Consider the following 23,961-nt stretch of genomic DNA (forward strand, 5'->3'; position numbering starts at 1 on the left):
TCCTCCTCCGGAAGCCCCGATGAATTTCAGCATTTCGGCTGATCCGGTGCGAGTACTTCCATCGGCGCCACGTCAACCGACACCGCAATGGTGCTGTTTCGTGCCTCTGTGTATATGACACCGCGCAGCGGCGGCACGTCGGCGTAGTCCCGGCCCCACGCGACCACCGTGTACCGCTCGTCGACGAGCTGGTCGTTGGTGGGGTCGAAGGCCAGCCACCGGTCCCCCGGCATCCACACCGCGGCCCAGGCGTGCGTCGCGTCGACTCCGATCATCCGTTCCTTGCCGGGCGGCGGCTGCGTCGCCAGGTACCCGGACACGTACCGGGCCGCGAGTCCGCGTGAGCGCAGGCAGGCGATGGCGAGCCGGGCGAAGTCCTGGCAGACGCCCGACCGCTTCTCCAGCACCTCCGCGACCCGCGTCGAGACCGACGTCGACCCCGACTTGTACTCGAAGTCGCGGTGGATGCGGGTCGTGAGATCGACCACCGCGTCGACGAGGGGCCGTTCCGGCGGGAAACTCGGTGCCGCGTACTCGCGGACCGCGTCGCCGATCTCGGGGGGATCGAGGTCGAGCACGAACTCCTGCGCCATCGCGCCCTCGGTGCCCACGGGCCGGGACAGCTCCCACGGCGCGTTCGCCGGTGCGGCGGCGAGCCTCGCCTTGTCCGGTCCGTAGACCTCGATCTCGGATTCGGCCGCCACCACCAGTTCCTCGTGCGGCGTGCTCACCTGGAAGTACAGGTCCCGGTTGCCGTACACGTCCGACCCGGTGGAGCGGTCTGCGGGCGGCGGTGTGATGTCGACGACGGAAGCGACGCACCGCTGTTCCTCGGTGTCGCGCGGCAGGAGGTAACCCCGGCCGTACGACGAGGTCACCGGCCCCGAGTAGGTGTACGTCGTGCGGTGGGTGATCTTGTATCTGCGCAGAACCGGACGTTCCGCTGCCGGGTCCGTGCGGGGCGTCGTGTCGGTCATGCGGAGACTCCGCCCGGGGAGGTGCTCCACGAGGTGCCGCTGCCCCACAGCGGCTGGGTGCCGCCGGGCAGCGACAGCTGACCCTTCAGCATCACGTCGGACAGTTCGCTCAGCAGTGCGCGCATCGTGGTCGTCAGCTCGCCCAGCTCCTTCCGGGACCCGCCCGCGTCGACCGATTCGAGTCGGACGGGGTCGACGCGCCGCACGGTGTTGACCATGTCCTCGGCGAGCCGCTCCGCACGGGACGCACCCGAGGCGTCCGGCAGTGCGGCCAGATTCGTGCGCAGCGCCTCCAGTTGGAACGCCAGCGACCGCGGGTTCTTCACGTCGAACAGCAGCAACTCGGCGACGGCCGCCGGGCGGATACTGCGGTTGCGGCGGCGGTAGACCACGGAACTCTCGGTGGCGACGAGAAGCGATTCGATCACCGCCCGTTCGGTCGCGGGATCCGTCCTCCGCCCGAGGGTGGAGTCCACCAGCGCGATCAAGGTGGATGCCCTCTCGATCCGTTTGCCGATGTCCATGACGTGCCAGCCGGTGTCGCGAACCAGCGACTCCGCGGCGACCCCGGACAGCGCGAGCATGCCGCCGAGCACCGCGGACTGCGCCTCGAACAGCGCGGACCCGTCGTCGACGGTGTCGGCCGCGACCTGTCCGAGCGCGCGTTCGACGGAGCTGAGGACGGCCCAGATGTCGTTCGACAGTTGCCCGCGCACGGCCCGCGCGGCCTGCTCGACGCCGCGCACCGCGTGGGCGAGCGACCCGTCCCGGTCCGGGTCCGCCGTCAGCGAGCGGAACTCGGAGCGTACCCGCCGCTGGTCGGTGATCGGATCGGAACCCGAGTCGGCCACGGCGCGGTTCCCGGCGTCGGCGACCCGCAGGACCGTGTTCAGCAGGATCGGGAGGCTTCCGCCGCCCGCCAGCCACGGTCGCAGGCGGTAGTCGCGGTACTTCTCCCCCACGGCGATCATCAGCCGGGCCGCACCCTCGGCGCGCTCCGCGAACCGGCCCATCCAGAACAGTTCGGTCAGCGCGCGCGGCGACGTCATCAGGTCGGACGTCGTCGCCGCATACGTGGGCAGGGTCTCCCCGTCCCGCTCGGCGCCGTCGCCCGGGTCGGTGGACGCCGTGCGCTGCGCCAGCCGGATCCACACGTCCTTCGCCCCGGCGTGGCGCCGGTCCCCGCGCTCAGCCCCGGGAACGAGGGACGTGCCGAGACCGCCGGCCATCGGCGTGAATCCCACCTGCTGCGCAACGCTGAACAGCCGCATCCCGACCGGTGCGAGCACGACGTCCCCGGATCCACCGGCGGCGGGTGCGTACGAGGGGTCCGGGACGATCTGCCCGACCCACCGCCCGGGTTCGGCCCGCACCCGGTCCAGCAGGGTGTCCCGGTCGGCGGCACCGAGGTCGGCGGGCACGATCGGCGCACCCCCGTGCACCGCGCGCAGCACCATCGACGAGGCGTTCGCGAGGATGTGCGACAGCTCCGACCGGTCGCCGCCCCAGAAGCTCGGAACCGACGGCAGCAGCAGATCCTCGTCGAGCAGCCGTCGGCACAGGTCCGGAAGCAACCGGGTGAGGGCGGGGTTCTCGAGGATTCCGCTGCCGAGGGTGTTGACGACGGTCACCGCGCCCCGCCGCAGCACCTCGACGAGACCGACCACCCCGGACCGGGAGCCGGGGCGCAGGTCGAGGGGGTCGGCGAGGTCGGCGTCCACCCGCCGGACGATGACGTCGACGCGTTCCAGACTGCCGAGGGACCGCATCCACACGTGGCCGTCGCGGACCACCAGGTCGGCACTCTCCACGAGCGGGAAGCCGAGGACCGTCGCCAGATACGCCTGATCGAATGCGGCCTCGGACCGGGTGCGGGGGCTGAGGACGACGACGAGCGGGTCCTCGGTGCCCGCGGGAGCGGCGTCGATCGCCGCGAGCCGCATCGACTGGGCGAACGAGGACAGCGGGCGCGGTCCGACCGTCTCGTAGATACCGGGCATCGCCCGTGCGATGACGCGGCGGTCCGCCATCGCGTAGCCGGCGCCCGCCGGGGACTGCGTGTGGTCGCGCAGCGCGTGGAACGTGCCGTCCGCCCCGCGGCCGACGTCGAGTCCGTGCAGGAACAGCTGGTGGCGGCCCGGCACCGTGATGCCGTGCGCCGCACGGACGTAGCCGGGGTGCCCGAACACCGTGCGGGCCGGGACGGCGCCGCTCCGGACGAGAGTCATCGGTCCGTACAGGTCCGCGAGTACCGCGTCGAGAAGCCGGGAGCGCTGCACGAAGCCCGCCGCCAGCTGCTCCCACTCCTCGGCCGCGACGATCAGCGGGACGGCGTCGATCTCCCATCGTGGCGGTGCGATCGGCGCGTCCGAACCGTCGAGGGGGTTGTAGGTGATCCCGTGGTTGTCGACGAGCAACCGGATGCGGGACTGCAGGCGGCGGACGGAGTCCGGCCCGCCGTCCGTGAAGTCCTGGGCCAACTCCGCCCACGGTTCCCGGAGGCCGCCGTCGTGGTCAAACAGTTCGTCGTAGCCCGCGCCGTCGTGCGGCGAGACGCTCATCAGGCCCTCCGCCGCTGCGCCACGGAGCGTTCTTTCCGCGCCTGCTCGAGCAGCCGGCGGGGATCGCCGCCGCTGCGGAGTCGCAGCGCCAGGACCAGGACGCCGGCGACGACGATGCCCACCATGTTGACCCCGAGTTGCAGCGCCGCCAGTGCCGCGACGCGCCATTCGCCCACGGTGACCGCGACGACGGCGAATCCGGCGGCCGGAACGGTGGTGACGGAGATGAAGACGCCGACGAGCGCCGCCGACTTCGAGGACACGAGCGCGAGCATGCCCGCCGCGCCGGCGAGCAGCGCGACGATCAGCGACAGCGGTCCGACCCGGTAGATGAAGTCGACCTGGTCGAGGGACTCGATGCTCTCGAACTCCATCCAGCCGAGCCGCTCCATCAGCAGGGTCGCGACCAGCGTCGCCGCCATCGCGAACGGGAAACCGAACAGCAGGGCGATCAGCGACCGCCGCGCCAGCCCCAGCTTGCGCCGCATCAGGGCGACGGCAAGCGCGGCGAGCGGTCCGAACTCCGGTCCCACCACCATGGCCCCGACGACGGTGATCGGCGAGTCGGTCACCACACCCACCGCAGCCAGCAGGCACGCGATGGTGAGGAACGCGAGGAAGGTGCCGTTGAGCGTCGACTCCTCGCGCGTCCGGCTGACCAGTTCCTCCCACACGACGCTGTCCGCGGGATCGCCCGGGGCCGCCTTCTCCGCCTCGTGTGCGGACTTCGAGAGCACCGTGTCGACGGGCTCCACCGTGATCGCGCCGGTGCGATCGATTCCCAGGGCCTCGAGCGCGTCGATCACGTCATTCGCGGACTCGCGGGCCACATCGGTCTGGATCGCGTCACCGGCGGGGTCGATCGCGGCGTCGCGCAGCACCACCACATGGGTCGCGCCGGGTTCCGCGGCGAGCACACCGAGGACGTCCTCGGTGCGCTCGGCCGGACAGATCACTCGCAGGTGCAACATCGTGTCCCCCGGCTGTTCCGCGTCGTCCGGTCATCGAGTCCCGCCGGCAGATCGTGCCGGAGGACCCGCCTACTTGTCGGCGTGTGCGTCGGGCTTGGCCGCCGCGGCGTCGCCCTTCGGCTCCGGCTTGGCGTCCACCCCGGACTCCTTGCGCTGCTGCGCGGTGATCGGAGCCGGAGCACTCGTCAGCGGATCGACGCCGCCACCCGACTTCGGGAACGCGATGACCTCACGGATCGAATCGACACCGGCGAGCAGGGCGGTGATGCGGTCCCAGCCGAACGCGATGCCGCCGTGCGGCGGGGCGCCGAACGCGAACGCGTCGAGCAGGAAGCCGAACTTCTCCTCGGCCTCCTCGTGGGAGATGCCCATCACCTTGAACACTCGCTCCTGAATGTCCTTGCGGTGGATACGAATACTGCCGCCACCGATCTCGTTGCCGTTGCAGACGATGTCGTAGGCGTACGCGAGCGCGGACCCCGGGTCGGTGTCGAACGTGTCGATCGACTCCGGCTTGGGCGAGGTGAACGCGTGGTGCACCGCCGTCCAGGCGCTGTAGCCGAGCGCGACGTCGCCGCTCGCGGTGGCATCCGCCGTCGGCTCGAACAGCGGTGCGTCGACGACCCACACGAACGCCCAGGCGTCCGGGTCGATGAGGTTCTGCTTGCGGGCGATCTCGCCGCGCGCGGCACCGAGCAGCGCCCGGGACGACTTGGTGGTGCCGGCGGCGAAGAAGATGCAGTCGCCCGGCTTCGCGCCGACGTGCGCGGCGAGGCCCTCACGTTCGGCGTCGGTGAGGTTCTTGGCCACCGGTCCACCGAGGGTGCCGTCCTCGCCGACGAGCACGTAGGCCAGGCCCTTCGCCCCGCGCTGCTTCGCCCACTCCTGCCAGGCGTCGAGCTGCTTCCGCGGCTGGCTCGCACCGCCGGGCATGACCACCGCCCCGACGTATTCCTGCTGGAAGACCCGGAACGTGGTGTCGGTGAAGAATTCGGCGCACTCGACCAGTTCGACACCGAAGCGCAGGTCCGGCTTGTCGGAACCGTAGCGGCGCATCGCCTCGGCGTACGTCATCCGCGCGATCGGCGTCTTGATCTCGTGCCCGACCAGCTTCCACAGCGAGGCCAGCACCTCCTCGGCGAGGAGGATGACGTCGTCCTGGTTGACGAAGCTCATCTCGATGTCGAGCTGAGTGAACTCGGGCTGGCGGTCCGCGCGGAAGTCCTCGTCGCGGTAGCAGCGCGCGATCTGGTAGTAGCGTTCGATGCCACCGACCATGAGCAGCTGCTTGAACAGCTGCGGGCTCTGCGGCAACGCGTAGAAGCTGCCCGGCTGCAGACGCGCGGGAACCAGGAAGTCGCGGGCGCCCTCCGGCGTCGACCGCGTCAACGTGGGCGTCTCGACCTCGACGAACTCGTGGTGTGCGAGCACGGCGCGGGCCGCGGCGTTGACCTTGGACCGCAACCGGATGGCATGGCCGGGGCCCTCACGGCGCAGGTCCAGGTAGCGGTACTTCAGGCGCGCTTCCTCACCGGCCTGGTCGTCCAGCTGGAACGGCAGCGGCGCGCTCTCGTTGAGGACCTCGAGGTCGGTGACGTTGACCTCGATGGCCCCGGTCGGGATCTCGAAGTTCTGGTTGCCCTCGGGACGCACCTCGACCACACCGGTGACCTTGACGCAGTACTCCGCGCGCAGACGGTGAGCCTGCTCGGCGGCGGCACCCTCCCGGAACACCACCTGGGACACGCCCGACGCGTCACGTAGATCGATGAAGATCACCCCGCCGTGATCACGACGCCTGGCAACCCAACCGGTGAGGGTTACGGTCTGCTGGGCCTGCTCGGCTCGCAATGAACCGGCGAGATGTGTGCGCAGCACGGGATTCCTTTCGAAACATGGGGCAAGCTACTTCGTTGGCTGAGATCCTACGGAGACACCGTGCGTGAGCGGAAACGCATACCCGCTTCACGTGCGAGGCTCGATCGGCACGCACCGGAAAACTGACGAGAAAGCGAAGACACATGACCTTCAACGAGGGCGCCCGAATGGACTCCGGCCGGGTGTCGACCGGAGGTGGGGGCGGCGGTGGCCTCGGCGGCAAGTTCGCGTTGGGCGGCGGCGCCGGCGGGCTGATCGTGCTGGTTCTGGCGCTGCTCCTCGGTGGCGATCCCGGTTCGCTGCTCGGCGGTCTCAGCGGTGCCACCGAGTCCGGCCAGAATTCCGGCGCGGGCCTCGAAGGGTGCGAGACCGGCGCGGACGCCAACCGCGACGTGAACTGCCGGGTGGTGTTCACCGCGGGCAGTCTCGACTCGGTGTGGGGACAGGAACTCGCGCAACAGACCGGCACCGCGTACGTGCCGCCGGAAGTCGTGCTGTTCTCCGGTTCCGTCAGCACCGGCTGTGGCAACGCCACCAGCGAGGTCGGGCCGTTCTACTGCCCGGCCGACTCGACGGCGTACTTCGACACCAGCTTCTTCCAGCTCCTCGTCGACCGCTTCGGGTCCAGCGGCGGCCCGCTCGCGCAGGAGTACGTCGTGGCCCACGAGTTCGGCCACCACATCCAGAACCAGCTCGGCGACATCGGACGGGCACAGGCCGACCCGCGGGGCGCCGACTCGGCCGCGGTGCGAACCGAACTGCAGGCCGACTGCTACGCGGGCGTGTGGGCCCACTACGCCGACACCCTCCCCGGCCCCGACGGCGGACCACCGTTCCTGAACACCCTCACCGACACCGACATCGACGACGCCCTCTCCGCCGCATCCTCGGTCGGCGACGACCGGATCCAGCAGTCCGCGGGCGCCCGGGTGAATCCGGAGGGCTGGACACACGGCTCCTCCCAGCAGCGCCAGAAATGGTTCGCCACCGGATACCGGACCGGCCAGGTACAGGCCTGCGACACCTACTCGGCACGCGATCTGAACAACCCGCCCGCGCTCCGCTGACCGGAATCCGCCGACAAATTTTTTTGTCTTGACAGAATTTACTGTCGGTGCGACAGTGGACGCATGTTGGACCTAGCAGTGATCGATCAAGCGGCCGCCGCCGAGATCTCCCTGGACCCGGTCCGGGCGCGGTTGCTGGCGGCGCTCGCCGAACCCGGTTCGGCGAGTTCCGTCGCCGTCCAGGTGGGATTGACACGGCAGAAGGCCAACTACCACCTCCGGGCGCTCGAGGAGCACGGCCTCGTCGAACTCGTCGAGGAACGCAAGAAGGGCAACGTCACCGAGCGGCTGTTCCAGGCCACCGCGGCGTCGTACGTCATCTCCCCCGCCGCGTTCGCCGCCCTCGCGCCCGATCCCGACCGGGCACCGGACCAACTGTCGGCCCGCTGGCTGGTGGCACTGGCCGCGCGACTGGTGCGTGAGGTCGGCGAGTTGATCGCCGGCGCCACCGCGGCGTGTCAGCCGCTGGCCACCTTTGCGATCGACAGCGAGATCCGGTTCTCGTCGGCGGCCGACCGGTCCGCGTTCGCCGACGAACTCGGCGAGTCCGTGAAGAACCTGGTGTCCCGTTACCACGACGAGAACGCCCCGAACGGGCGCAGGCACCGCCTCGTCGTCGCACTGCATCCGAGCCTGAAAACACCGCCCGCGCAAGCGAAGTCATCCGACAACCGCCACGAGGAGAGCTAGCCATGTCGAAGAATTTCGAGATCCGTCGCGAAGTCGTCCTGAACGCCACCCCCGAGGACGTGTTCGCCGCCGTCACCACCGGCACCGGCGGCTGGATGTTCCCCACCGAACTCGATCCCGGGGTCGGCAGCGAGGGGCCGGACGACCCCGCCGTCATCGCCTGGGAGCCGCCGCAGAAGTTCGCGGTCCGCCAGGAGGGCCCTGACGGCTGGTTCAACGCTCTCGAGTACCTCATCGAGGCGCGGGACGGCGGCACCGCGGTGCTGCGCTACGTGCACAGCGGCATCTTCACCGACGACTGGGACGCCCAGTACGACGGCGCCGACAAGCACACCACGTTCTACCTGCACAGCCTCGGCCAGTACGTCCGGTACTTCGCGGGCCGCGCAGCCACCTACATCGCGACCGGCGGCCCGGCGGCCTCCGCCGATCCCGGCGCGATGATCACGCTCCGCGGCGCGCTCGGCTTGTCCGACACGTCGACCGCCGGCGACACCGTCACCGTCGACGTCCCCGGATTCGGCACGGTGGACGGCGTCGTCGACTACCTGACGCCGCACTTCATCGGCATCCGGACCGCCGACGCGCTGTACCGGTTCTACGGTCGCAACGCATTCGGCGGAACGGTCGACGCGGCGCACCACCTGTTCGCCGCGGGCGCCGACCAGGAGAAGTCGCAGGACGCGTGGACGTCGTGGCTGGACGACGTCTTCGCGTGACTCTCCGTGGTGCCCGAGTTCAGGAGGCCGTGAACTCGCCTGTCCCCGGAATGTTCGGCGTGCTCGGGGTGATCTCGACACGGACGCGACCCGCCCCCGGATCGAAGTAGACGGCTGTCGGAGCCCCCGGACCGTCCCATCCGCTCAACGCCCATTGCTTCGTTCCGGAGGCGCCGGTGTCGAGGTTGCGCCAACGCAACGTTCCGTCGACCATGCAGACCCGGGAACTGCCCACGAAATGCGTCCTCAGCATGACGTAGTTCGGCCCGTACGGCCCCGGGTAGCCGGACGACGCCTGGGCGTCGATTCGGCCACCGCACACGCTGATGTCGCCGGGGTTCAGACCGTGCCCGATCGTGAACGTGGGTGTCAGCGTCGCCGTATCCGCAACGGCAGCAGTGGGTGCGCCGATCAGCGCGGCAGCGGCGAGCGACGCCACCACCGCCGAACGGCCTACCAGATTTCCCACAGTCATGGCGCTCCTCGGTCGTGTGCGGCGGGCGAACCCCTCCCCCGTGTGTCTCCGGGAATGCGGGGCGCGTTACCCGTCCGGACCGCCGGGATCGACGTACCGTTCGTCGCGCGATCCATCCGGGTCTACGGCGCGGCCGATCAGCCGGTGGAACGGGCCTCAGAAGAGGGTGAGCGCCGGTCCGGGACGACCCGCCCCGACCAGTTCACGGCGATCCGGTTCGGGCTGCCCGGCCTCCCGGTGTTTCGCACCACCGCCGAGACCGTATCGGTCGACGAGCGGGTCGACTCGCTGCCTCAGCCACGCCTTGTATTCGGGCGGAACGTAGGCCGCCCGCCCGTACAACTGCCGGTACTGACGGACCAGCGCGGGATGCTCCGTCGACAGCCAGTTCATGAACCAGCCCTTGGTGCTGCCGCGTAGATGCATCGGAAAGACGGTCACGCCCGAGGCGCCGGCATCGGCGATCGATTCGAGCAGGCCGTCCAGGTGCCGCACCGAATCGGTGAGGAACGGAATGACGGGGGCCACCATCACATTGCACGGCAGCCCGGCGTCGGTGATCGCCCGGATCAGATCGAGGCGCGCCTTCGGGGTGGGCGTTCCCGGCTCGATCGACTTCTGGAGGTCGGGATCGTGGATCGCCAGCGAGACGCCGATGCTCACCGGGACCTGCCGGGCGGCGAGAGTCAGCAGCGGGAGGTCGCGCCGCAGCAGCGTCCCCTTGGTCAGAATCGAGAACGGGGTCGCGGATTCGGCAAGCGCGCGAATGATGCCGGGCATCAGACGGTACCGGCCCTCGGCGCGCTGATACGGATCGGTGTTGGTGCCGAGCGCCACGTGTTCACGCTTCCACGACCTGCGCCCCAACTCCTTGCGCAGCACCGCCGCGACGTTGGTCTTCACGACGATCTGGCTGTCGAAGTCGCGGCCCGCGTCGAGGTCGAGGTATTCGTGGGTGGGCCGGGCGAAACAGTAGCGGCACGAGTGTGAGCACCCGCGAAAGGCATTGACGGTGAACCGGAATGGCAGTTGCGACTCCTCGGGCATCTTGTTCAGCGCGCTCTTGCAGAGCACTTCGTGAAAGGTGATGCCGTCGAACTCGGGTGTCTGCACGCTGCGCACCAGCCCGGCGCGTTCCAGCCCCGGCAATGCACCGTCGTCGGCGTCGACCGCTTGCCCATCCCACCTCATGAGTACATGCGAACATTTGTTCTAACCGGTGTCAAGACTTCGCACCGAGTGGACACGAGATCGTCACCGTCGACCGCGCTGGTGAGCGCCGGATCGGGGCTTGCGACAATGTCGCTCATGTCGAACAGAAACAACGTCTCGTCCGGTTCCGAGTGGGAAGGCAAGATCGGCTATTCCCGTGCCGTGCGTATCGGGCAACTCGTGTCCGTGTCGGGCACCACCGCGTCGGGTCCCGACGGCCCCGTCGGCGGAGATGATCTCGCAGAGCAGACCCGCGAGGCGCTGCGCCGAATCGAGGCGGCGCTCGCGGAGGCCGGCGCGAGCACGACCGACGTGATCCGCACCCGCATGTACCTCACCGACATGAGCCGGTGGGAAGAAGCGGGCATCGCACACGGCGAGGTCTTCGGCGAGATCCGTCCCGCCACGACGATCCTCGAGGTCAGCGCGCTGATCGCCCCCGGCCTGCTCATCGAGATCGAGGCCGACGCCGTCATCGGCGACTGACCGTCCGGGGAGGCGGCACCACGCCGACGAGCCCACGTCCGCCTCCCCGCCTACCGGTGGTCCACCGGAAGTACCCACTCTTCGACGACATTGGGTGAACAATTGTCGCGGTGAGCCCCCTGGGACGAATCGGTCGAGCGCTCCTCGCGTTCGCGCTGGTCGTTGTCATCGGCACGGTCGGATACATCGTCCTCGGCTTCGGGCTCCTGGACGCGCTCTACCAGACCGTCACCACGATCACGACCGTCGGATTCCGCGAAGTACATCCGCTCAGCCGCGTCGGAGAAATATTCACGATCATACTCATCCTTGCGGGGGTGGGCACCGCGCTGTACATGTTCGGCGTCCTCCTCGAGGCGCTCATCGAGGGCCACCTACGCCACCACATGGAGAGACGGCGAATGGATCGACGCATCAGCCGGATGACCGGCCACATCATCATCTGCGGATGGGGCCGGGTGGGTACTGCGAGCGCGCAATACCTCACCTCACTCGGCCGCGAGATCGTCGTCATCGACCGCGAACCGGACAGACTCCGAGATATCGAGCATCCCACCGTCATCGGCGACGTCACCGACGACCGGACCCTCGAAGCAGCCGGGATCGCGCATGCACACGCCTTGATCTCCGCGCTCGACACCGACGCCGACAACGTGTACGTCACGCTGTCGAGCCGGGCATTGCGCCCGGATCTCATCATCATCGCCCGCGCCCGGAACGAGGGGTCGATGTCCAAACTGGTACGCGCCGGCGCCAACCGGGTTGTAAACCCGCAACTGATCGGCGGCCGCCGAATGGGTTCCTTTGCACTGCAACCCCACGTGGCCGAATTCTTCGACGTGGTGATGCACGACGAAACCCTCGACTACCGAATGGAAGAGATCACCGTCGGTTCCGCTTCACCCTGGGTGGGATACACGCTCGCGCAGATGGGACTTCACGTAAGCGGCGCACTGCTACTTGCGATTCGCACCGTCTCCGGTCAGTTCGTCGCCAATCCGGCGCCCACTATCCAACTCGAACCCGAAACGATCCTCATCGCTCTCGGAACCCCCGACGAACTCGATGCGGCACGCCACCACGTCAACCCGTAACTCCCTGCGCGGGTTGATCACCGGCCTACCCGAGGGCTCACACCGAACCGATGTGGGCGGCTCTCGAGGGGTCACCTCCCTGTGTTCTCTGCCGAAACAACCTCGGCTTCATCAGGTTTCCCAACGATCCGGACTCGACGAACTCGGTCGCGGCCGCGGATCGACAGATTCCGATCGAGGTCGACGGCCTCCGCCCCGCCCTTCCCCGGCGTCACCGTCCTGACCATCCGGGTTGGCCGGAGGAGGACACACATGCGATGAATGCGCGGGGTGAGGCATCGCCCATGAGAGGCCGCGCGGCCGGTTGGTCACCCGTCACGTTGTGGCGGATGCGTGTCATTCGCGCCCCAACCGCGCCGAGTGGCCCGATAATCGGGCGAGCACCGGTTGCGTCGTTGCCGGTGCATCGTCGCAGGAGGTGCCGAATTGCAATCCAGGACCGTTCTCAAACTCACCGGCGCCACGGTGGCCGCGGGAGTGCTGCTGGCCGGGGTGATGTTCCCGATCGCCGCCGGGCTGGGGTACGCATCCAACCGCGCCGCCGACAGCGTCGGTAACTCCTCGGCCGAACTGGCCGACGGGGTGGTGCCTGCGGTGACGACCATGACCGACGTCACCGGCAACCCGATCGCCTGGCTGTACGACCAGCGCCGATTCGAGGTCCCGAGCGACCAGATCTCCAACGACATGAAACTGGCGATTCTCTCCATCGAGGACAGACGGTTCGGCGAACACCAGGGGGTGGACTGGCAGGGCACGATGCGGGCGTTCTTCACCAACACCACCAGCGGTCAGATCGAACAGGGTGCCTCGACGATCAATCAGCAGTACGTGAAGAACTACCTGCTCCACGTGGTCGCCAAGACCGACGGCGAACGCCGGGCCGCGATCGAGACCACGCCGGTCCGCAAGATCCGCGAGATCCGGATGGCGATGACCCTCGACCAGGAACTCTCCAAAGAGGAAATTCTCACCCGGTATCTGAATCTGGTGCCATTCGGCAACGGTTCCTTCGGGGTGCAGGACGCCGCCCGCACGTACTTCGGCATCGACGCCAAGGACCTGAACCTGGAGCAGTCGGCGATGCTCGCGGGCATGGTGCAGTCCAGCTCCGCACTCAACCCCTACACCAACCCGGAGGGGGTGTTCGAGCGCCGCAACGTCGTCCTGGACACCCTGGTCGTGAATGTTCCGGACCGGGCCGCCGAGATCCGCGCCCTGAAGGAGACGCCGCTCGGGGTGCTCCCGAAACCGAACAACCTGCCCCGCGGATGCATCGCCGCCGGCGACCGCGGGTTCTTCTGCGACTACGCGTTGCAGTACCTCCAGAACGCCGGACTGTCGCGGGAGCAACTCGAAAGGGGCGGCTACCTGATCCGCACCACCCTCGATCCGGCCGTACAGGGATCGGTGAAGTCGGCGGTGTCCACCTACGCCGACCCGAAACTCCCGGACATCGCGAGCGTGATGAACGTCGTGCAACCCGGGCAGGACCAACACCGAGTCCTGGCGATGGCGGGCAGCCGCAACTACGGCCTGGACGCAGCCGCCGCCGAGACGGTGCAGGAGCTGCCCTATTCCCTCTCCGGGCACGGCGCCGGATCGGTGTTCAAGATCTTCACCACGGCAGCGGCCATGGAGAAGGGGCTGCGTCTGAACGCGATCCTCGACGTACCGGGCCGGTTCGATGCCTACGGGATGGGCGACGGCGGCGCGCCCGGGTGTCCCGGCGGCGCCTACTGCGTGCAGAACGCCGCCCCGTATCCGCGGGCACTGTCGCTCACCGACGCCCTCGCCCAGTCACCGAACACCGCGTTCGTGAAACTTCTCCAGGCCACCGGGGTCGATGCGACGGTGGACATGGCGGTACGCCTCGGCATGCGGTCCTACAACGAACCGGGCACGTCCGGGTTCGGGGACCAGAGCCTGGCCGACATGCAGAAAGACCAGAATCTGGGGTCGTTCACCCTCGGCCCGGTGTGGATCAATCCGCTGGAGCTGTCGAATGTCGCCGCGACCCTGGCCTCACACGGCAAGTGGTGCCCGCCGAGCCCGATCGACTCCATCGTCGACCGGCAGGGCCGGCCGGTCCCGCTCACCCAGCAGGCGTGCGAGCAGGTCATCGATCCCGGCCTGGCCGACACCCTGTCCAACGCGCTCAGCAAGGACGACCTGCCCGGTGGCACGGCGTCGGCCGCGGCCGGCGCCGCCGGGTGGAAACTGCCGATGTCCGGCAAGACCGGGACCACCGAATCGCACATGTCGTCGGCTTTCGTCGGGTACACGAACAACCTGGCCGGCAGCGTCTACGTGTTCGGGGACACTCCGACCCCCGGCCAGATCTGTACCAGCCCGCTGCGCGCGTGCGGGGACGGAAACCTGTTCGGCGGCACCGAGCCGGCCCGCACCTGGTTCACGGCGATGATGCCGATCGCGAACAACTTCGGCCCCACCGCCCTGCCTCCGATCGACCCGCGCTACGCCCGCTGACCGGGTGGTGTGGAGGCCCGCGACGACCTGAGCGGGCCTCCACCCCTGTGCGGTTCAGCGCCACCCGGGTTCGGCACGCCGCCCCTCAGGTGTGCGCCCGCAAGAGTTCGTCGCGGGTGCCGGGCATGCCGCTGCTGCCCCGATCGGTGCTTTTGACTGCCAGAATCTGGTTGATCCCGAGCCGGTTCGCCGAGAAGGCCAAGGCCGCTCCGGCCATGTACAGCCGCCACACCCGTGCCCGCCCGGCGCTGCTGGAGGCCACCGCCTCGTCCCAGTTCGCCTCCAGGTTCGCCACCCAAGCCCGCAGGGTCAGCGCGTAGTGCTCGCGCAGCGACTCGACGTCGCGCACCTCGAAGCCGGCACCTTCGAGCGCGTCGATCATCGGTGCCATCGGTTCGATTTCACCGTCGGGGAACACATAGCGATCGATGAACGACGTCGTGGAGAAACTGTCCGCGGTCTTGCGTGGTCGCCGCGAGATCGCGTGGTTGAGCAACCGGCCCTCCGGGCGTAACAGTGCGAACAGGTCCGCAGCGTAGGTCGCCAGCATCGTTTCGCCGACGTGTTCGGCCATGCCGATGCTCGAGATCGCGTCGTAGGGGCCGTCCGCGACGTCGCGGTAGTCCTGGACCCTGATCTGCACCAACTCCCCCACCCCGGCGTCGACCATCCGTTTGGCGGCGTAGTCCGCCTGCTCGTGGGACAGGGTGACACCGACGACGTGCACACCGTAATGACGTGCCGCGTGCAGCGCGAAAGTCCCCCACCCGCAGCCGACGTCGAGTACCCGCATCCCCGCGGTCAGTCCGAGCTTGCGGGCCACCAGATCGCATTTGGCGTACTGGGCCGCGTCCAGATCCCCGCCCGGCTCCGCCCAGTACGCACACGAGTAGGTCATCGACTCACCGAGCACGAGTCGATAGAAATCGTTGCCGACGTCGTAGTGGTGGCTGATCGCGGCGGCGTCACGAGCCTTGTCGTGCCGGCGCCCGCGCGCCAATTTCATCTCCTCCGCCGGCGGCTTCGGTGGCAGCCCGACGATCCCCAGGCGCAGCGCCGCCGTCACCAGTGCCTTCTTCGTCTGCCCGTCTATCCGCACACCGGGGCCCCGGCTCGGGTCCGCCACCTCCTCCAGCGCGTCCAGTCCGGCGAGCAGGTCACCCTCGATGTCGATGTCGCCGGACACGTAAGCCCGGGCGAAACCGAGATCGTTCGGCGCCCACAGCAACCGCCGCAGACCACGCCGATTGGCGAGGTGCACCTGCCACGGCGCGTCCGGAGGCCCACTGCGACTACCGTCCCAGCACCTGATCCCCACCGGAACCTGTGTACCGAGCACCGCGCGAACCAGCGGAGCCACCGTGTCAGCGACCGTCATACCCACCTCCGTCGAAGTGTGGGTCCGGCGTGCGCACTTCATGCCGCTCGCCGTGACCCACAGACCTGTCAACCCTCAAACGTCCCGAAATCCACCTCGTCGACCATATCGATGGAACGTCCGTCGCCGCAGACCATCACACCAACTACTGCTACCGATACGGGCGTCGCGATTCTCGAATCTCGCCGCCCGCACGCCTGGGAACGACTAGATCAACTACCCGGTCCTGAAGGACGCGGGTTTGCTGCTCACGTTCTCACTGGCTGTGAGAGGCGTGGCTGCTTTAGGCACGGTTGATTGGGCGGCCCGGTAGTTGTCGTGTCCGAGTGCGGCAATGTTGGCGGCGGCGTTATGGTCCGCGTGGCCGGTCCATCCGCAGCCGCGGCACCGGAAGAGTGCTTGACTGTGCCTATTCGCGGTGTCGCAGTGCCCGCAGCGGTGGCACGTCTTACTGGTATTGCGAGGGTTGATCACCTGCACCGGCACTCCTGCGGCGTGCGCCTTATAGGTGATCTGGTCGCGCAGTTGCGCGTAGGCCCAGGAGTGCAGTTGTTGCCGTTGTCTGCGTGCGAGCCGTACCCGGTCCCGGATTCCCGACAGGTCTTCTACCGCGATTCCTTGACCGGTGCGTTGTGCCTGGGCAACAATCGTTTTCGAGAGTTGGTGATTGATGTCGGTGGCGTACCGAGTCTCCTTCCTACGCCGTTTCTTCAGTTTTCGTTTCGCGGACTTGGTCCCCACCTTTTGCAGCGCGGACCGGATGGTTCCGTTCTTTTTCCGGCGGGCGGTGACCGCACCACCGGACCACCGGACGTCGAGTTCGGCCGGGTCGTCTGCGGTGGTCACCGCCAGGTTCACGATCCCCAAGTCCACGCCCAGCCACCCGGTGGGGTCGTCGGCGGGGACCAGCCGCTGCGGTGCGTCGGTGTCGACGGTTGCGTGCAGGTAGAAAGATCCGTCGCGGAAAATCAGATCCGACTCGCCTGTGCGGTCGGCGAGCATTGTCAGCTGCCACGGCGCGCACACGAATCCGACGTTGCGCATCCGGCCCGCGGTCGTCCAGATCGACACCGTCGATCGATCGATCTGCCACGACAAGCACCGATCGTCGAACGGTTGGCCCGCGTCCTGACGGAACACGATCGCCTTACCCGCAACCTTCGCATACCGTGTCGATCCCGGCGTGCCGTAATTGCCGTTACGCAGGTTCGCGGTCCGGGTCGCGTACGCATCCGCGACTTTCTTGATGACCCGGATCGCCGGTTGCGCCGACAACCCGCACGCTTTGAGCTGGGCATAGACCTGCTTTTGCAGCGCGAACGGGCGCCGATCAGCGGCGGTGTGCGCGAGCTGCGCAACCATGTTCGCCCCCGCATTGCACAACTCCAGTGTCGATTTCAGCGCCACATACTGCTCCGGGGTGGGAGCCAGCTTGACGACAACGATCCGCTTCACACCCTGCGCCTTTCCCTGCGGATACTCTTTGGTCTATGTCACCGAGATGGCCGCCTGACCCGAACATACGCCGCGGTCGTAGCGTTGTCTCCAACCTACATGCACACTTGGTCTTCGTCACGAAGTATCGTCGCGGTGCGTTCACCGACCCGATGCTGACCCGATGCGGGCAGATCATGGCAGAGGTGTGTGACAAGTTCGGCGCAACGTTGACCGAGTTCACCGGAGAAACCGACCACGTCCACCTCTTGATCCACTACCCACCTACCGTGCAACTCTCCACCCTGGTCAACAGCCTCAAGGGCGTCTCCGCTCGATACCTGCGCCAAGAGTTCCCCGACCACATCCAGAAATACCTGTGGGGCAATCACTTCTGGTCACCGTCCTACTTCGCCGCCTCCGCCGGCGGAGCCCCACTCGCCATCGTCGCCGAGTACATCACCAACCAACAACGACCCGAACCCACACCAGAAAGCGACCCCGCTACGCGCGATCCCGCAATACAGAATCAGCTTCCTCCCGGCCCCCAAGGGCCAGGCTTCCTCTGATTAACCCGGTGAATGTCGGTGTTCTCTGCTCGTCACGCCGACGACCCTGAAGTGGTCGCCCAGGTCGCCTGGACCCGCAGGCACAGCGAAAGGACTCTCCGTGCCCACTGACACCCCCGCTGCAGCCGGACGGAATCCGTCGAAGAAGGCACGTGCACAGCTCCTGTCGACCGCGGTAGCACTCCTGGCCGAGCAATATGGTTGCGGCCAGGAAGCCGCCTTCGACGCACTCCTCGACATTGCCCCCCGCAACCACGCCAGCGTCGCCAACGCGGCCGAACACGTCCTGTCCCGACGATCGATGGTTGACGGCCGGAAATTCTTCGCCCGCGCCCCGGACGGACCTCGCGATTTGAGGCAAACGCCCCATGCGACGACGGAACCGGCGGACCGATGATCAGGGCATGACAAAGCGAGTTCAGGAATCACGGAAATCACCGGTCACGACCGAATCGACATTCGAACCACCGACCGTCGGGCGGGTCGGTACGTGCCTGTCGGATCACGCACCTGAAGCGGCGGACGGCGGGCGGGTCGATGCGGTCGACGTGAGCAGGAGTGTCGGGGGGCGGCAGATCCTCCAGGAGCTGTCGCTATCCGTCGAACCGGGCGAGTTGGTCGCCATTGCCGGCGGCAGTGGAGCAGGAAAGAGCACGTTGCTGGAGATCCTCGCCGGACTGCAACCACCGTCGGCCGGGGAGGTTCGGCACGACGGCGTCGTTCGCGGGGCCCGGGTCGGCGCCGATTCCCGTATCGGCTACGTACCCCAGGACGACATCATCCACCTCGAGATGCCCCTGCGCCGCACGCTGCGGTACGCGGCGCGGCTCCGGCTGCCCGCGGGCACGTCGGCGGCCGAAGCGGACCGGATCGTCGACGAGACCATGCAGGACCTCGACCTGGCCGATCGGGCCGAGGTGCCGGTCCGTGCGCTGTCCGGCGGCCAACGCAAGCGGGCCAGTATCGCCGTGGAGCTACTGACCCGGCCACGCCTCTTCTTCCTCGACGAACCCACCTCCGGGCTCGATCCGTCGACCGCAGCCGACGTGATGCGCCTGCTGCACCGACTCAGCCGGCGTGGGGTCACAGTCGTCCTCACGACACACGAGCCGGCCGGCATCGACCGCTGCGACCGGGTGGTGTTCCTGGCTCGCGACGGCCACCTGGCCTTCACCGGCAGCCCGACCGAGGCTCGACGCTACTTCGGTGTGAAGGATCTGGCCGAGGTGTACGACCGGCTGGCACGCGAGCACACCCCTCAGATCTGGGCGGAGCGATTCGCGGACAGCGGTGAGAATTCGGACGCCCGGCCCGGCTCGGCTCCACCGCCCCTCCCGGCCACCCGTTCGGACGTAAAACGCACGGGCATGGTGCAGCAATGGTGGCTCCTCACACGACGCAATGTCGACGTTCTCCTTCGCAACCGGCTGACCCTGGCGGTCTTGCTCGGCTCACCGGTGCTGGTCACGGCGATGATGGCGACGCTGTTCCAGCGCGGCGCGTTCGATCCGCGCAGCGCGGCCGACCTCGGCCCCGCCCAGATCGTGTTCTGGATCGCCTTCGCGGGCTTCTTCTTCGGCCTCACGTACGGACTGCTCCAGATCGTCGGGGAAATGGCCGTCTTCCGGCAGGAGCGCCTGGCCGGGCTCAGCGTGAGCGCCTACGTGGCATCCAAGGTGACAGCGCTGCTTCCGGTGCTGGCGGGAGTGAGCGGGCTGCTGCTCGGTGTTCTGCGGGCGCTCGGTCGGCTCCCCGCCGTCGGATGGCACGTGTACGCCTTCCTGTTCGTGACGATTGTGATCGAAGCGACGTCCGCGCTGGTCCTCGGTTTGCTCGCCTCGGCCGCGGTCTCGAACGCCGCGCAGGCCGCCCTCGCCCTGCCGATGCTCTGCTTCCCTCAGGTTCTGTTCGGTGGCGCCATAGTTCCCGTTGACGAGATGGCCGTCCCGGGACGCCTGATGAGCCTCGGCCTGTCCAACCGCCACGCATTCGAAGCATTGGGTCGCGACCTCGATCTCGACCGGTACAGCGCCACGGTGCCGGCCATGTCCGCCTACGGCGACACCTTCCGGGGTGGCACCGGCGGCAGTCTCCTCGCGCTCGCCTCGTTTGCCGTGGGCCTCACACTCGCCACGGTGTGGGTACTGGACCGGCGGTCCCGGCCCGGCGCATCCCGGCGATGACGGCCCGGCACGGTCGGTCCCGCCGGACGGCGGACGCGTCACTTCCCCACGACTGCATTGACCGGGAATCCCACCAGACCCCGGTCGATCGCGGCGAGACTGGCCTGCGTGCGGTTGTTGACACCGAGCTTGGCGTAGACACGTTCGACGTGGTTGCGTGCCGTCTTCTCTGCAATGAACAGTTCGGCGGCGATGTCCCGGTTGGACCGGCCCTGCGCGACGAGTCGCAGGATCTCGACTTCGCGGTCGGTCAGCCCGGCCGGCCAGGGCGTGCGCCTCGACAGCCGTTGCCCGGCCGCCGCCAGCACGGCCGCCACCGACTCGGCGTCGAGGCGTCCGGCACGCGCCTCCTCGCGCAGCCGATCCGCAGCGCCGCGAGGATCGAGCGCCGGCCGGTATGGACGCGGTTCGAGCAGTCGCTGATATGCGTCCGCCGTGGCAAGCAGCCGGTCCTGCGCGGTCAACTCCGCGCCGGCGATCCCCCGGGGAAAGCCGGACCCGTCGATCCGTTCCCGGTGCTTCATCGCGACGGGCACCACCGATTCCAAGCCATTGACTCGGCTCAGTATCCGGCCGGTCAGATCCGGATACATCCGTACCCGTTCCCATTCGGCCGTGGTGAGAGGCCTCTTCTTCTCCCAGATCTGGTTGGACACCCCCATTTTGCCGAGACTGTGCACGAGACCGGCACGGTAGAGATTCGTGACGTCCGGTGGTGACATGCCCAGGTGTCGGGCCGCCCCGGCGACCAGATTCGCGACGCCACGCGAATGCCCCAGGGTGAACGGCGATTTGAGATCGACGAAATCAGCCATGGCCCTGAGCAACTCGTCGCTCTCGTCGGCCCTCAGGGTTCGGTCACGATCCGGCGCTTGGGCCAACGCCGCGATCCACACGTCTGTTTCCAGCACCCCGTCGACGATCGCCGCCGCGTCACGTTCGAACACCTCCGCCACGGCCGGGCTGAACTGGCTGCCGCGCCGGGAACGCAGAACGTCCTTCGCGTGCGCGAGCCCACCCGTCCGCAGGTGCACCTCGACGACGTCTGCTACGTGAGCGATGTGGATCTCGACCGGGATACCCTCCCCGCGACAACCGTTCGGCAATCCGCGGCCGTCCCAGCGTTCGAAGGCGTAGGCCAGCGCCTTTCCGACCTGCCCGTCCAAACCCATCCGATCGGAAAGAACCCCGGCGGAACTGCAATGCGAATGGATCAGCGTGGCGACCTGACCGCGCGCGGCGACCAGGAATGCTGCCGCACGGATACCGCGCTCCCAGCCCGGCAATCCGCGTCCCACATGACTCATCGTCAGCCGCAGAAACGGCAGGCCTGTCATGTCCACCGCGTAGGTGTCGGCGCGGAAGGCGATGTCGTCGCCGAAGAGCGCCGAGAGTTCGTGGGAGTCGGCGTGACAACCGATCCACCCGATCAGATTGGCGTAGTAGACGGTCTCTCGCTGCCGGGGGTCGAGCCCCATCCGCTCGGCGATCCGTGTCGCGATCAACGACGACCGAAGCATGTGTTCCATCGGTTGACCCAGACCGAGGTCGATCGCCAGCGATACCGAGGCCAGCAGTTCGGCTCTGCTCAGTCCCTTTTCCGAGCCGGGCAGCGTCCCGTGCGGGTGCATCTACCCATTGTCCACCTGAACACGGTCCACCTGAACACGGTCCACCTGAACACGGTCCACCTGGACACGGTCTAGCGCTGCCGGGAACAGTCGACGAATGGGACCGGTGTTGCCCGATTCGGGCTATGACCGGCCCGCAAACTGGGTAGGGTCCGATTCCATGGCTGACCAGGGGAAGATCCGGACCGTGGTATGGGGAACCGGGAATGTGGGGCGGGCCGCGATCCGCGCCGTCGACGCCCACCCCGGACTCGAGCTGTCCGCGGTGCTCGTGGCGAACCCGGAGAAGGTCGGACGCGACGCCGGCGACCTCGCGCGCCTCGGCCGCTCGCTCGGGGTGGCGGCAACCGACGATGCCGACGCAGTGCTCGCGAACTCTCCCGGCGCCGTCGTCTACGCCGCGTCGGGTGACATCCGCCCGGACGATGCCGCGGCCGACATCACCCGCGCGTTGAATGCCGGGGCGGTCGTCGTGACCCCGTCGATCTATGCGCTCTACGACCACCGTAATGCGCCGGCCGAATTGCGCGACCCGATCGAGGCGGCCGCGAAGTCCGGTGGCGGCGCGCTGTTCGTGTCGGGTGTCGATCCGGGATGGGGCAACGACATCCTGCCGATCCTGATGACGGGCCTGGCGGGCACGATCGACCGGATCCGGTGCCAGGAGATCTTCGACTACACCACGTACGACCAACACGATTCGGTGCGGTACCTCGTCGGCATGGGCCAGCCGATGGACTACGAACCGCCGATGGTCGCGGCGACGGTGCCGACGATGGTGTGGGGCGGCCAGATCCGGCTCATCGCCCGCGCTCTCGGGGTGGAACTCGACGAGATCCGGGAGACGCTGCTACGCCGGCCGCTCGAGGAGACGATCGCCACCGAACTCATGGGCGAGTTCGAGGCGGGAACCCAGGGGGCACTGCGTTTCGAAGTTCAGGGCATCGTGGGCGGCGAACCCCGCATCGTCATCGAGCACGTCACGCGGATCCACCCGTCGTGCGCCCCGGACTGGCCCGTGCCACCGGACGGCGGGGACGGCGCCCACAAGGTGATCATCGAGGGCCGTCCGCGGATCGAGGTCAATGTGGAGGCCACCGACGAGGGCGGCAATCGAGCGGCCGGTGGCAATGCCACCGCGGTGGGGCGCCTGGTCAACGCGATTCCGTGGCTGCGGACGGCCTCGCCGGGGCTCTACGACGCCCTGGATGTCCCGCTCGTCCCCGGTCACGGCAAGCTCGGCTGACACCAGCCAAACAGTTAGCCCTTGCGCTAACCATCGTTGCGGTGAATACTTTGCCTTGTGGCTCAGTATCCGGAGCAGCTCAACGGTATCTTCCAAGCGCTCGCCGACCCCACCCGGCGGGCCGTGCTGGGCCGCCTGAGCCGCGGCCCGGCGACGGTCAGCGAACTGGCGAAACCGTTCGACATGGCCCTGCCCTCCTTCATGAAGCACATCCACTTCCTGGAGGACAGCGGGTGGATCCGGACACGCAAGGAAGGCCGGGTACGGACGTGCGCGATCGAGAAGGCGCCGTTCACGGCGGTCGGAGTTTGGCTCGCGGAGCAACAGGAACTCTGGGAGGGCCGCACCGACAGGCTCGAACAATTCGTCACCGAACACGCAGTCACCACTCACGCGAAGGACACACCGCAATGACCGACACCGCGAGACCCGATCTCGACCTCACGATTTCGCGCATCATCCGGGCGCCCCGGGCCGTCGTGTGGCGCGCCTGGACCGACCCTGCCAGCTTCGAACAATGGTGGGTCCCCGCGCCTTCCCGGTGCCGGGTCGTCGACATGGAATTACGCCCTGGCGGCGCGCTCACCACCCAGATCAGCGAAGACGGCGGCGAATTCGTGCCCCACATGAATGGCTGCTTCCTCGCCGTCGACGAATTCGAACGCATCGTGTTCACCAACTCCCTCGTCGGTGGCTGGCGACCCGCCGAACAGCCGTTCATGACCGCGATCATCACGTTGACCGACCATCCGACGGGCACCGAATACGTCGCCCACGTGATGCACAAGAACAACGCCGACCGGAATACCCACGAAGAAATGGGCTTCTACGACGGCTGGGGCACCGTCACGGAGCAACTCGCCGAACTCGCCGAGCGACAGGCGTAACCGAGGAGGCCGG

General features: G+C 68.0%; 21 protein-coding genes. 12 read left to right on the forward strand and 9 right to left on the reverse strand.

What is annotated here, in order from left to right; translation table 11 throughout:
• Positions 1 to 26: 26 nt before the first annotated feature.
• From BLV94_RS09830 to aspS, 4 genes are all read right to left on the reverse strand, one after another.
• The gene (locus BLV94_RS09830) at positions 27 to 977 is read right to left on the reverse strand and encodes a transglutaminase family protein (RefSeq protein WP_072942172.1); all 951 of its coding nucleotides are present in this window, start codon (positions 975 to 977) and stop codon (positions 27 to 29) included.
• Positions 974 to 3,538 carry a circularly permuted type 2 ATP-grasp protein gene (locus BLV94_RS09835; RefSeq protein ID WP_072942174.1) on the reverse strand — a complete coding sequence of 855 codons (2,565 nt, stop codon included), beginning with the start codon at positions 3,536 to 3,538 and terminating at the stop codon, positions 974 to 976. Before BLV94_RS09835 ends, BLV94_RS09830 begins: the two co-directional genes overlap by 4 nt.
• Positions 3,538 to 4,509: a DUF389 domain-containing protein gene (locus tag BLV94_RS09840; protein WP_072942176.1), complete on the reverse strand. Its 972-nt coding sequence runs from the start codon at positions 4,507 to 4,509 to the stop codon at positions 3,538 to 3,540. The genes BLV94_RS09835 and BLV94_RS09840 overlap by 1 nt, the downstream gene beginning before the upstream one ends.
• Positions 4,510 to 4,578: 69 nt before the next feature.
• Positions 4,579 to 6,387 carry an aspartate--tRNA ligase gene (aspS, locus tag BLV94_RS09845; protein ID WP_072942177.1) on the reverse strand — a complete coding sequence of 603 codons (1,809 nt, stop codon included), beginning with the start codon at positions 6,385 to 6,387 and terminating at the stop codon, positions 4,579 to 4,581.
• Positions 6,388 to 6,530: 143 nt separating this feature from the next.
• On the opposite strand from aspS, the gene ypfJ reads away from it, so the two are divergent.
• The 3 genes from ypfJ (at position 6,531) to BLV94_RS09860 (ending at position 8,863) form a co-directional block, all read left to right on the forward strand.
• Complete coding sequence (ypfJ, locus tag BLV94_RS09850) at positions 6,531 to 7,454, forward strand: KPN_02809 family neutral zinc metallopeptidase (RefSeq protein WP_072942179.1); 924 nt, start codon at positions 6,531 to 6,533, stop codon at positions 7,452 to 7,454.
• Positions 7,455 to 7,517: 63 nt separating this feature from the next.
• A complete protein-coding gene (locus BLV94_RS09855) occupies positions 7,518 to 8,144 on the forward strand; it encodes an ArsR/SmtB family transcription factor (protein WP_072942181.1) in 627 nt (208 codons plus the stop codon).
• Positions 8,145 to 8,146: 2 nt separating this feature from the next.
• Positions 8,147 to 8,863, forward strand: coding sequence for an SRPBCC family protein (locus BLV94_RS09860; protein WP_072942183.1), 717 nt, complete (start codon positions 8,147 to 8,149; stop codon positions 8,861 to 8,863).
• A gap of 19 nt (positions 8,864 to 8,882) precedes the next feature.
• On the opposite strand, the gene BLV94_RS09865 is transcribed toward BLV94_RS09860, so the two are convergent.
• Entirely contained in the window at positions 8,883 to 9,338 is a 456-nt protein-coding gene (locus BLV94_RS09865) for a hypothetical protein (RefSeq protein ID WP_072942184.1), read from the reverse strand.
• Positions 9,339 to 9,494: 156 nt separating this feature from the next.
• On the reverse strand, positions 9,495 to 10,529 hold the full coding sequence (locus BLV94_RS09870) for an Rv2578c family radical SAM protein (protein WP_072942186.1): 1,035 nt from the start codon (positions 10,527 to 10,529) through the stop codon (positions 9,495 to 9,497).
• Positions 10,530 to 10,637: 108 nt separating this feature from the next.
• On the opposite strand from BLV94_RS09870, the gene BLV94_RS09875 reads away from it, so the two are divergent.
• From BLV94_RS09875 to BLV94_RS09885, 3 genes are all read left to right on the forward strand, one after another.
• The gene (locus tag BLV94_RS09875) at positions 10,638 to 11,036 is read left to right on the forward strand and encodes a RidA family protein (RefSeq protein ID WP_072942187.1); all 399 of its coding nucleotides are present in this window, start codon (positions 10,638 to 10,640) and stop codon (positions 11,034 to 11,036) included.
• A gap of 110 nt (positions 11,037 to 11,146) precedes the next feature.
• On the forward strand, positions 11,147 to 12,130 hold the full coding sequence (locus tag BLV94_RS09880) for a potassium channel family protein (protein ID WP_072942189.1): 984 nt from the start codon (positions 11,147 to 11,149) through the stop codon (positions 12,128 to 12,130).
• A gap of 426 nt (positions 12,131 to 12,556) precedes the next feature.
• Complete coding sequence (locus BLV94_RS09885) at positions 12,557 to 14,620, forward strand: transglycosylase domain-containing protein (protein ID WP_072942191.1); 2,064 nt, start codon at positions 12,557 to 12,559, stop codon at positions 14,618 to 14,620.
• Positions 14,621 to 14,705: 85 nt separating this feature from the next.
• Here the strand turns inward: BLV94_RS09885 and BLV94_RS09890 are convergent, their stop codons facing one another.
• Complete coding sequence (locus tag BLV94_RS09890) at positions 14,706 to 15,998, reverse strand: SAM-dependent methyltransferase (protein ID WP_072942193.1); 1,293 nt, start codon at positions 15,996 to 15,998, stop codon at positions 14,706 to 14,708.
• Positions 15,999 to 16,214: 216 nt separating this feature from the next.
• Positions 16,215 to 17,453: an RNA-guided endonuclease InsQ/TnpB family protein gene (locus BLV94_RS09895; protein WP_072942195.1), complete on the reverse strand. Its 1,239-nt coding sequence runs from the start codon at positions 17,451 to 17,453 to the stop codon at positions 16,215 to 16,217.
• Positions 17,454 to 17,488: 35 nt separating this feature from the next.
• Between BLV94_RS09895 and tnpA the strand changes: the two genes are divergently transcribed.
• The 3 genes from tnpA (at position 17,489) to BLV94_RS09910 (ending at position 20,184) form a co-directional block, all read left to right on the forward strand.
• The gene (gene tnpA / locus BLV94_RS09900; protein WP_244163570.1) at positions 17,489 to 18,001 is read left to right on the forward strand and encodes an IS200/IS605 family transposase; all 513 of its coding nucleotides are present in this window, start codon (positions 17,489 to 17,491) and stop codon (positions 17,999 to 18,001) included.
• A 100-nt stretch (positions 18,002 to 18,101) separates the two neighbouring features.
• Entirely contained in the window at positions 18,102 to 18,398 is a 297-nt protein-coding gene (locus BLV94_RS09905; RefSeq protein WP_244163571.1) for a hypothetical protein, read from the forward strand.
• A 7-nt stretch (positions 18,399 to 18,405) separates the two neighbouring features.
• Positions 18,406 to 20,184: an ABC transporter ATP-binding protein/permease gene (locus BLV94_RS09910; protein WP_244163572.1), complete on the forward strand. Its 1,779-nt coding sequence runs from the start codon at positions 18,406 to 18,408 to the stop codon at positions 20,182 to 20,184.
• A 38-nt stretch (positions 20,185 to 20,222) separates the two neighbouring features.
• Here BLV94_RS09910 and BLV94_RS09915 read toward each other — a convergent pair whose 3' ends face one another.
• Positions 20,223 to 21,815, reverse strand: a complete 1,593-nt coding sequence (locus tag BLV94_RS09915) for an HD domain-containing phosphohydrolase (protein WP_072942199.1) — start codon at positions 21,813 to 21,815, stop codon at positions 20,223 to 20,225.
• A gap of 160 nt (positions 21,816 to 21,975) precedes the next feature.
• On the opposite strand from BLV94_RS09915, the gene BLV94_RS09920 reads away from it, so the two are divergent.
• From BLV94_RS09920 to BLV94_RS09930, 3 genes are read left to right on the forward strand one after another with little or no spacing between them, the layout of a single operon-like run.
• On the forward strand, positions 21,976 to 23,061 hold the full coding sequence (locus tag BLV94_RS09920) for an NAD(P)H-dependent amine dehydrogenase family protein (protein ID WP_072942201.1): 1,086 nt from the start codon (positions 21,976 to 21,978) through the stop codon (positions 23,059 to 23,061).
• A 57-nt stretch (positions 23,062 to 23,118) separates the two neighbouring features.
• Positions 23,119 to 23,475 (forward strand): ArsR/SmtB family transcription factor, encoded by a 357-nt coding sequence (locus BLV94_RS09925; protein ID WP_072942202.1) that lies wholly within the window; start codon positions 23,119 to 23,121, stop codon positions 23,473 to 23,475.
• Positions 23,472 to 23,948 (forward strand): SRPBCC family protein, encoded by a 477-nt coding sequence (locus tag BLV94_RS09930; protein WP_072942204.1) that lies wholly within the window; start codon positions 23,472 to 23,474, stop codon positions 23,946 to 23,948. The genes BLV94_RS09925 and BLV94_RS09930 overlap by 4 nt, the downstream gene beginning before the upstream one ends.
• Positions 23,949 to 23,961 lie beyond the last annotated feature (13 nt).

The sequence above is a fragment of the Rhodococcus koreensis genome (genome assembly GCF_900105905.1).
Classification (GTDB): Bacteria; Actinomycetota; Actinomycetes; order Mycobacteriales; family Mycobacteriaceae; genus Rhodococcus_F; species Rhodococcus_F koreensis.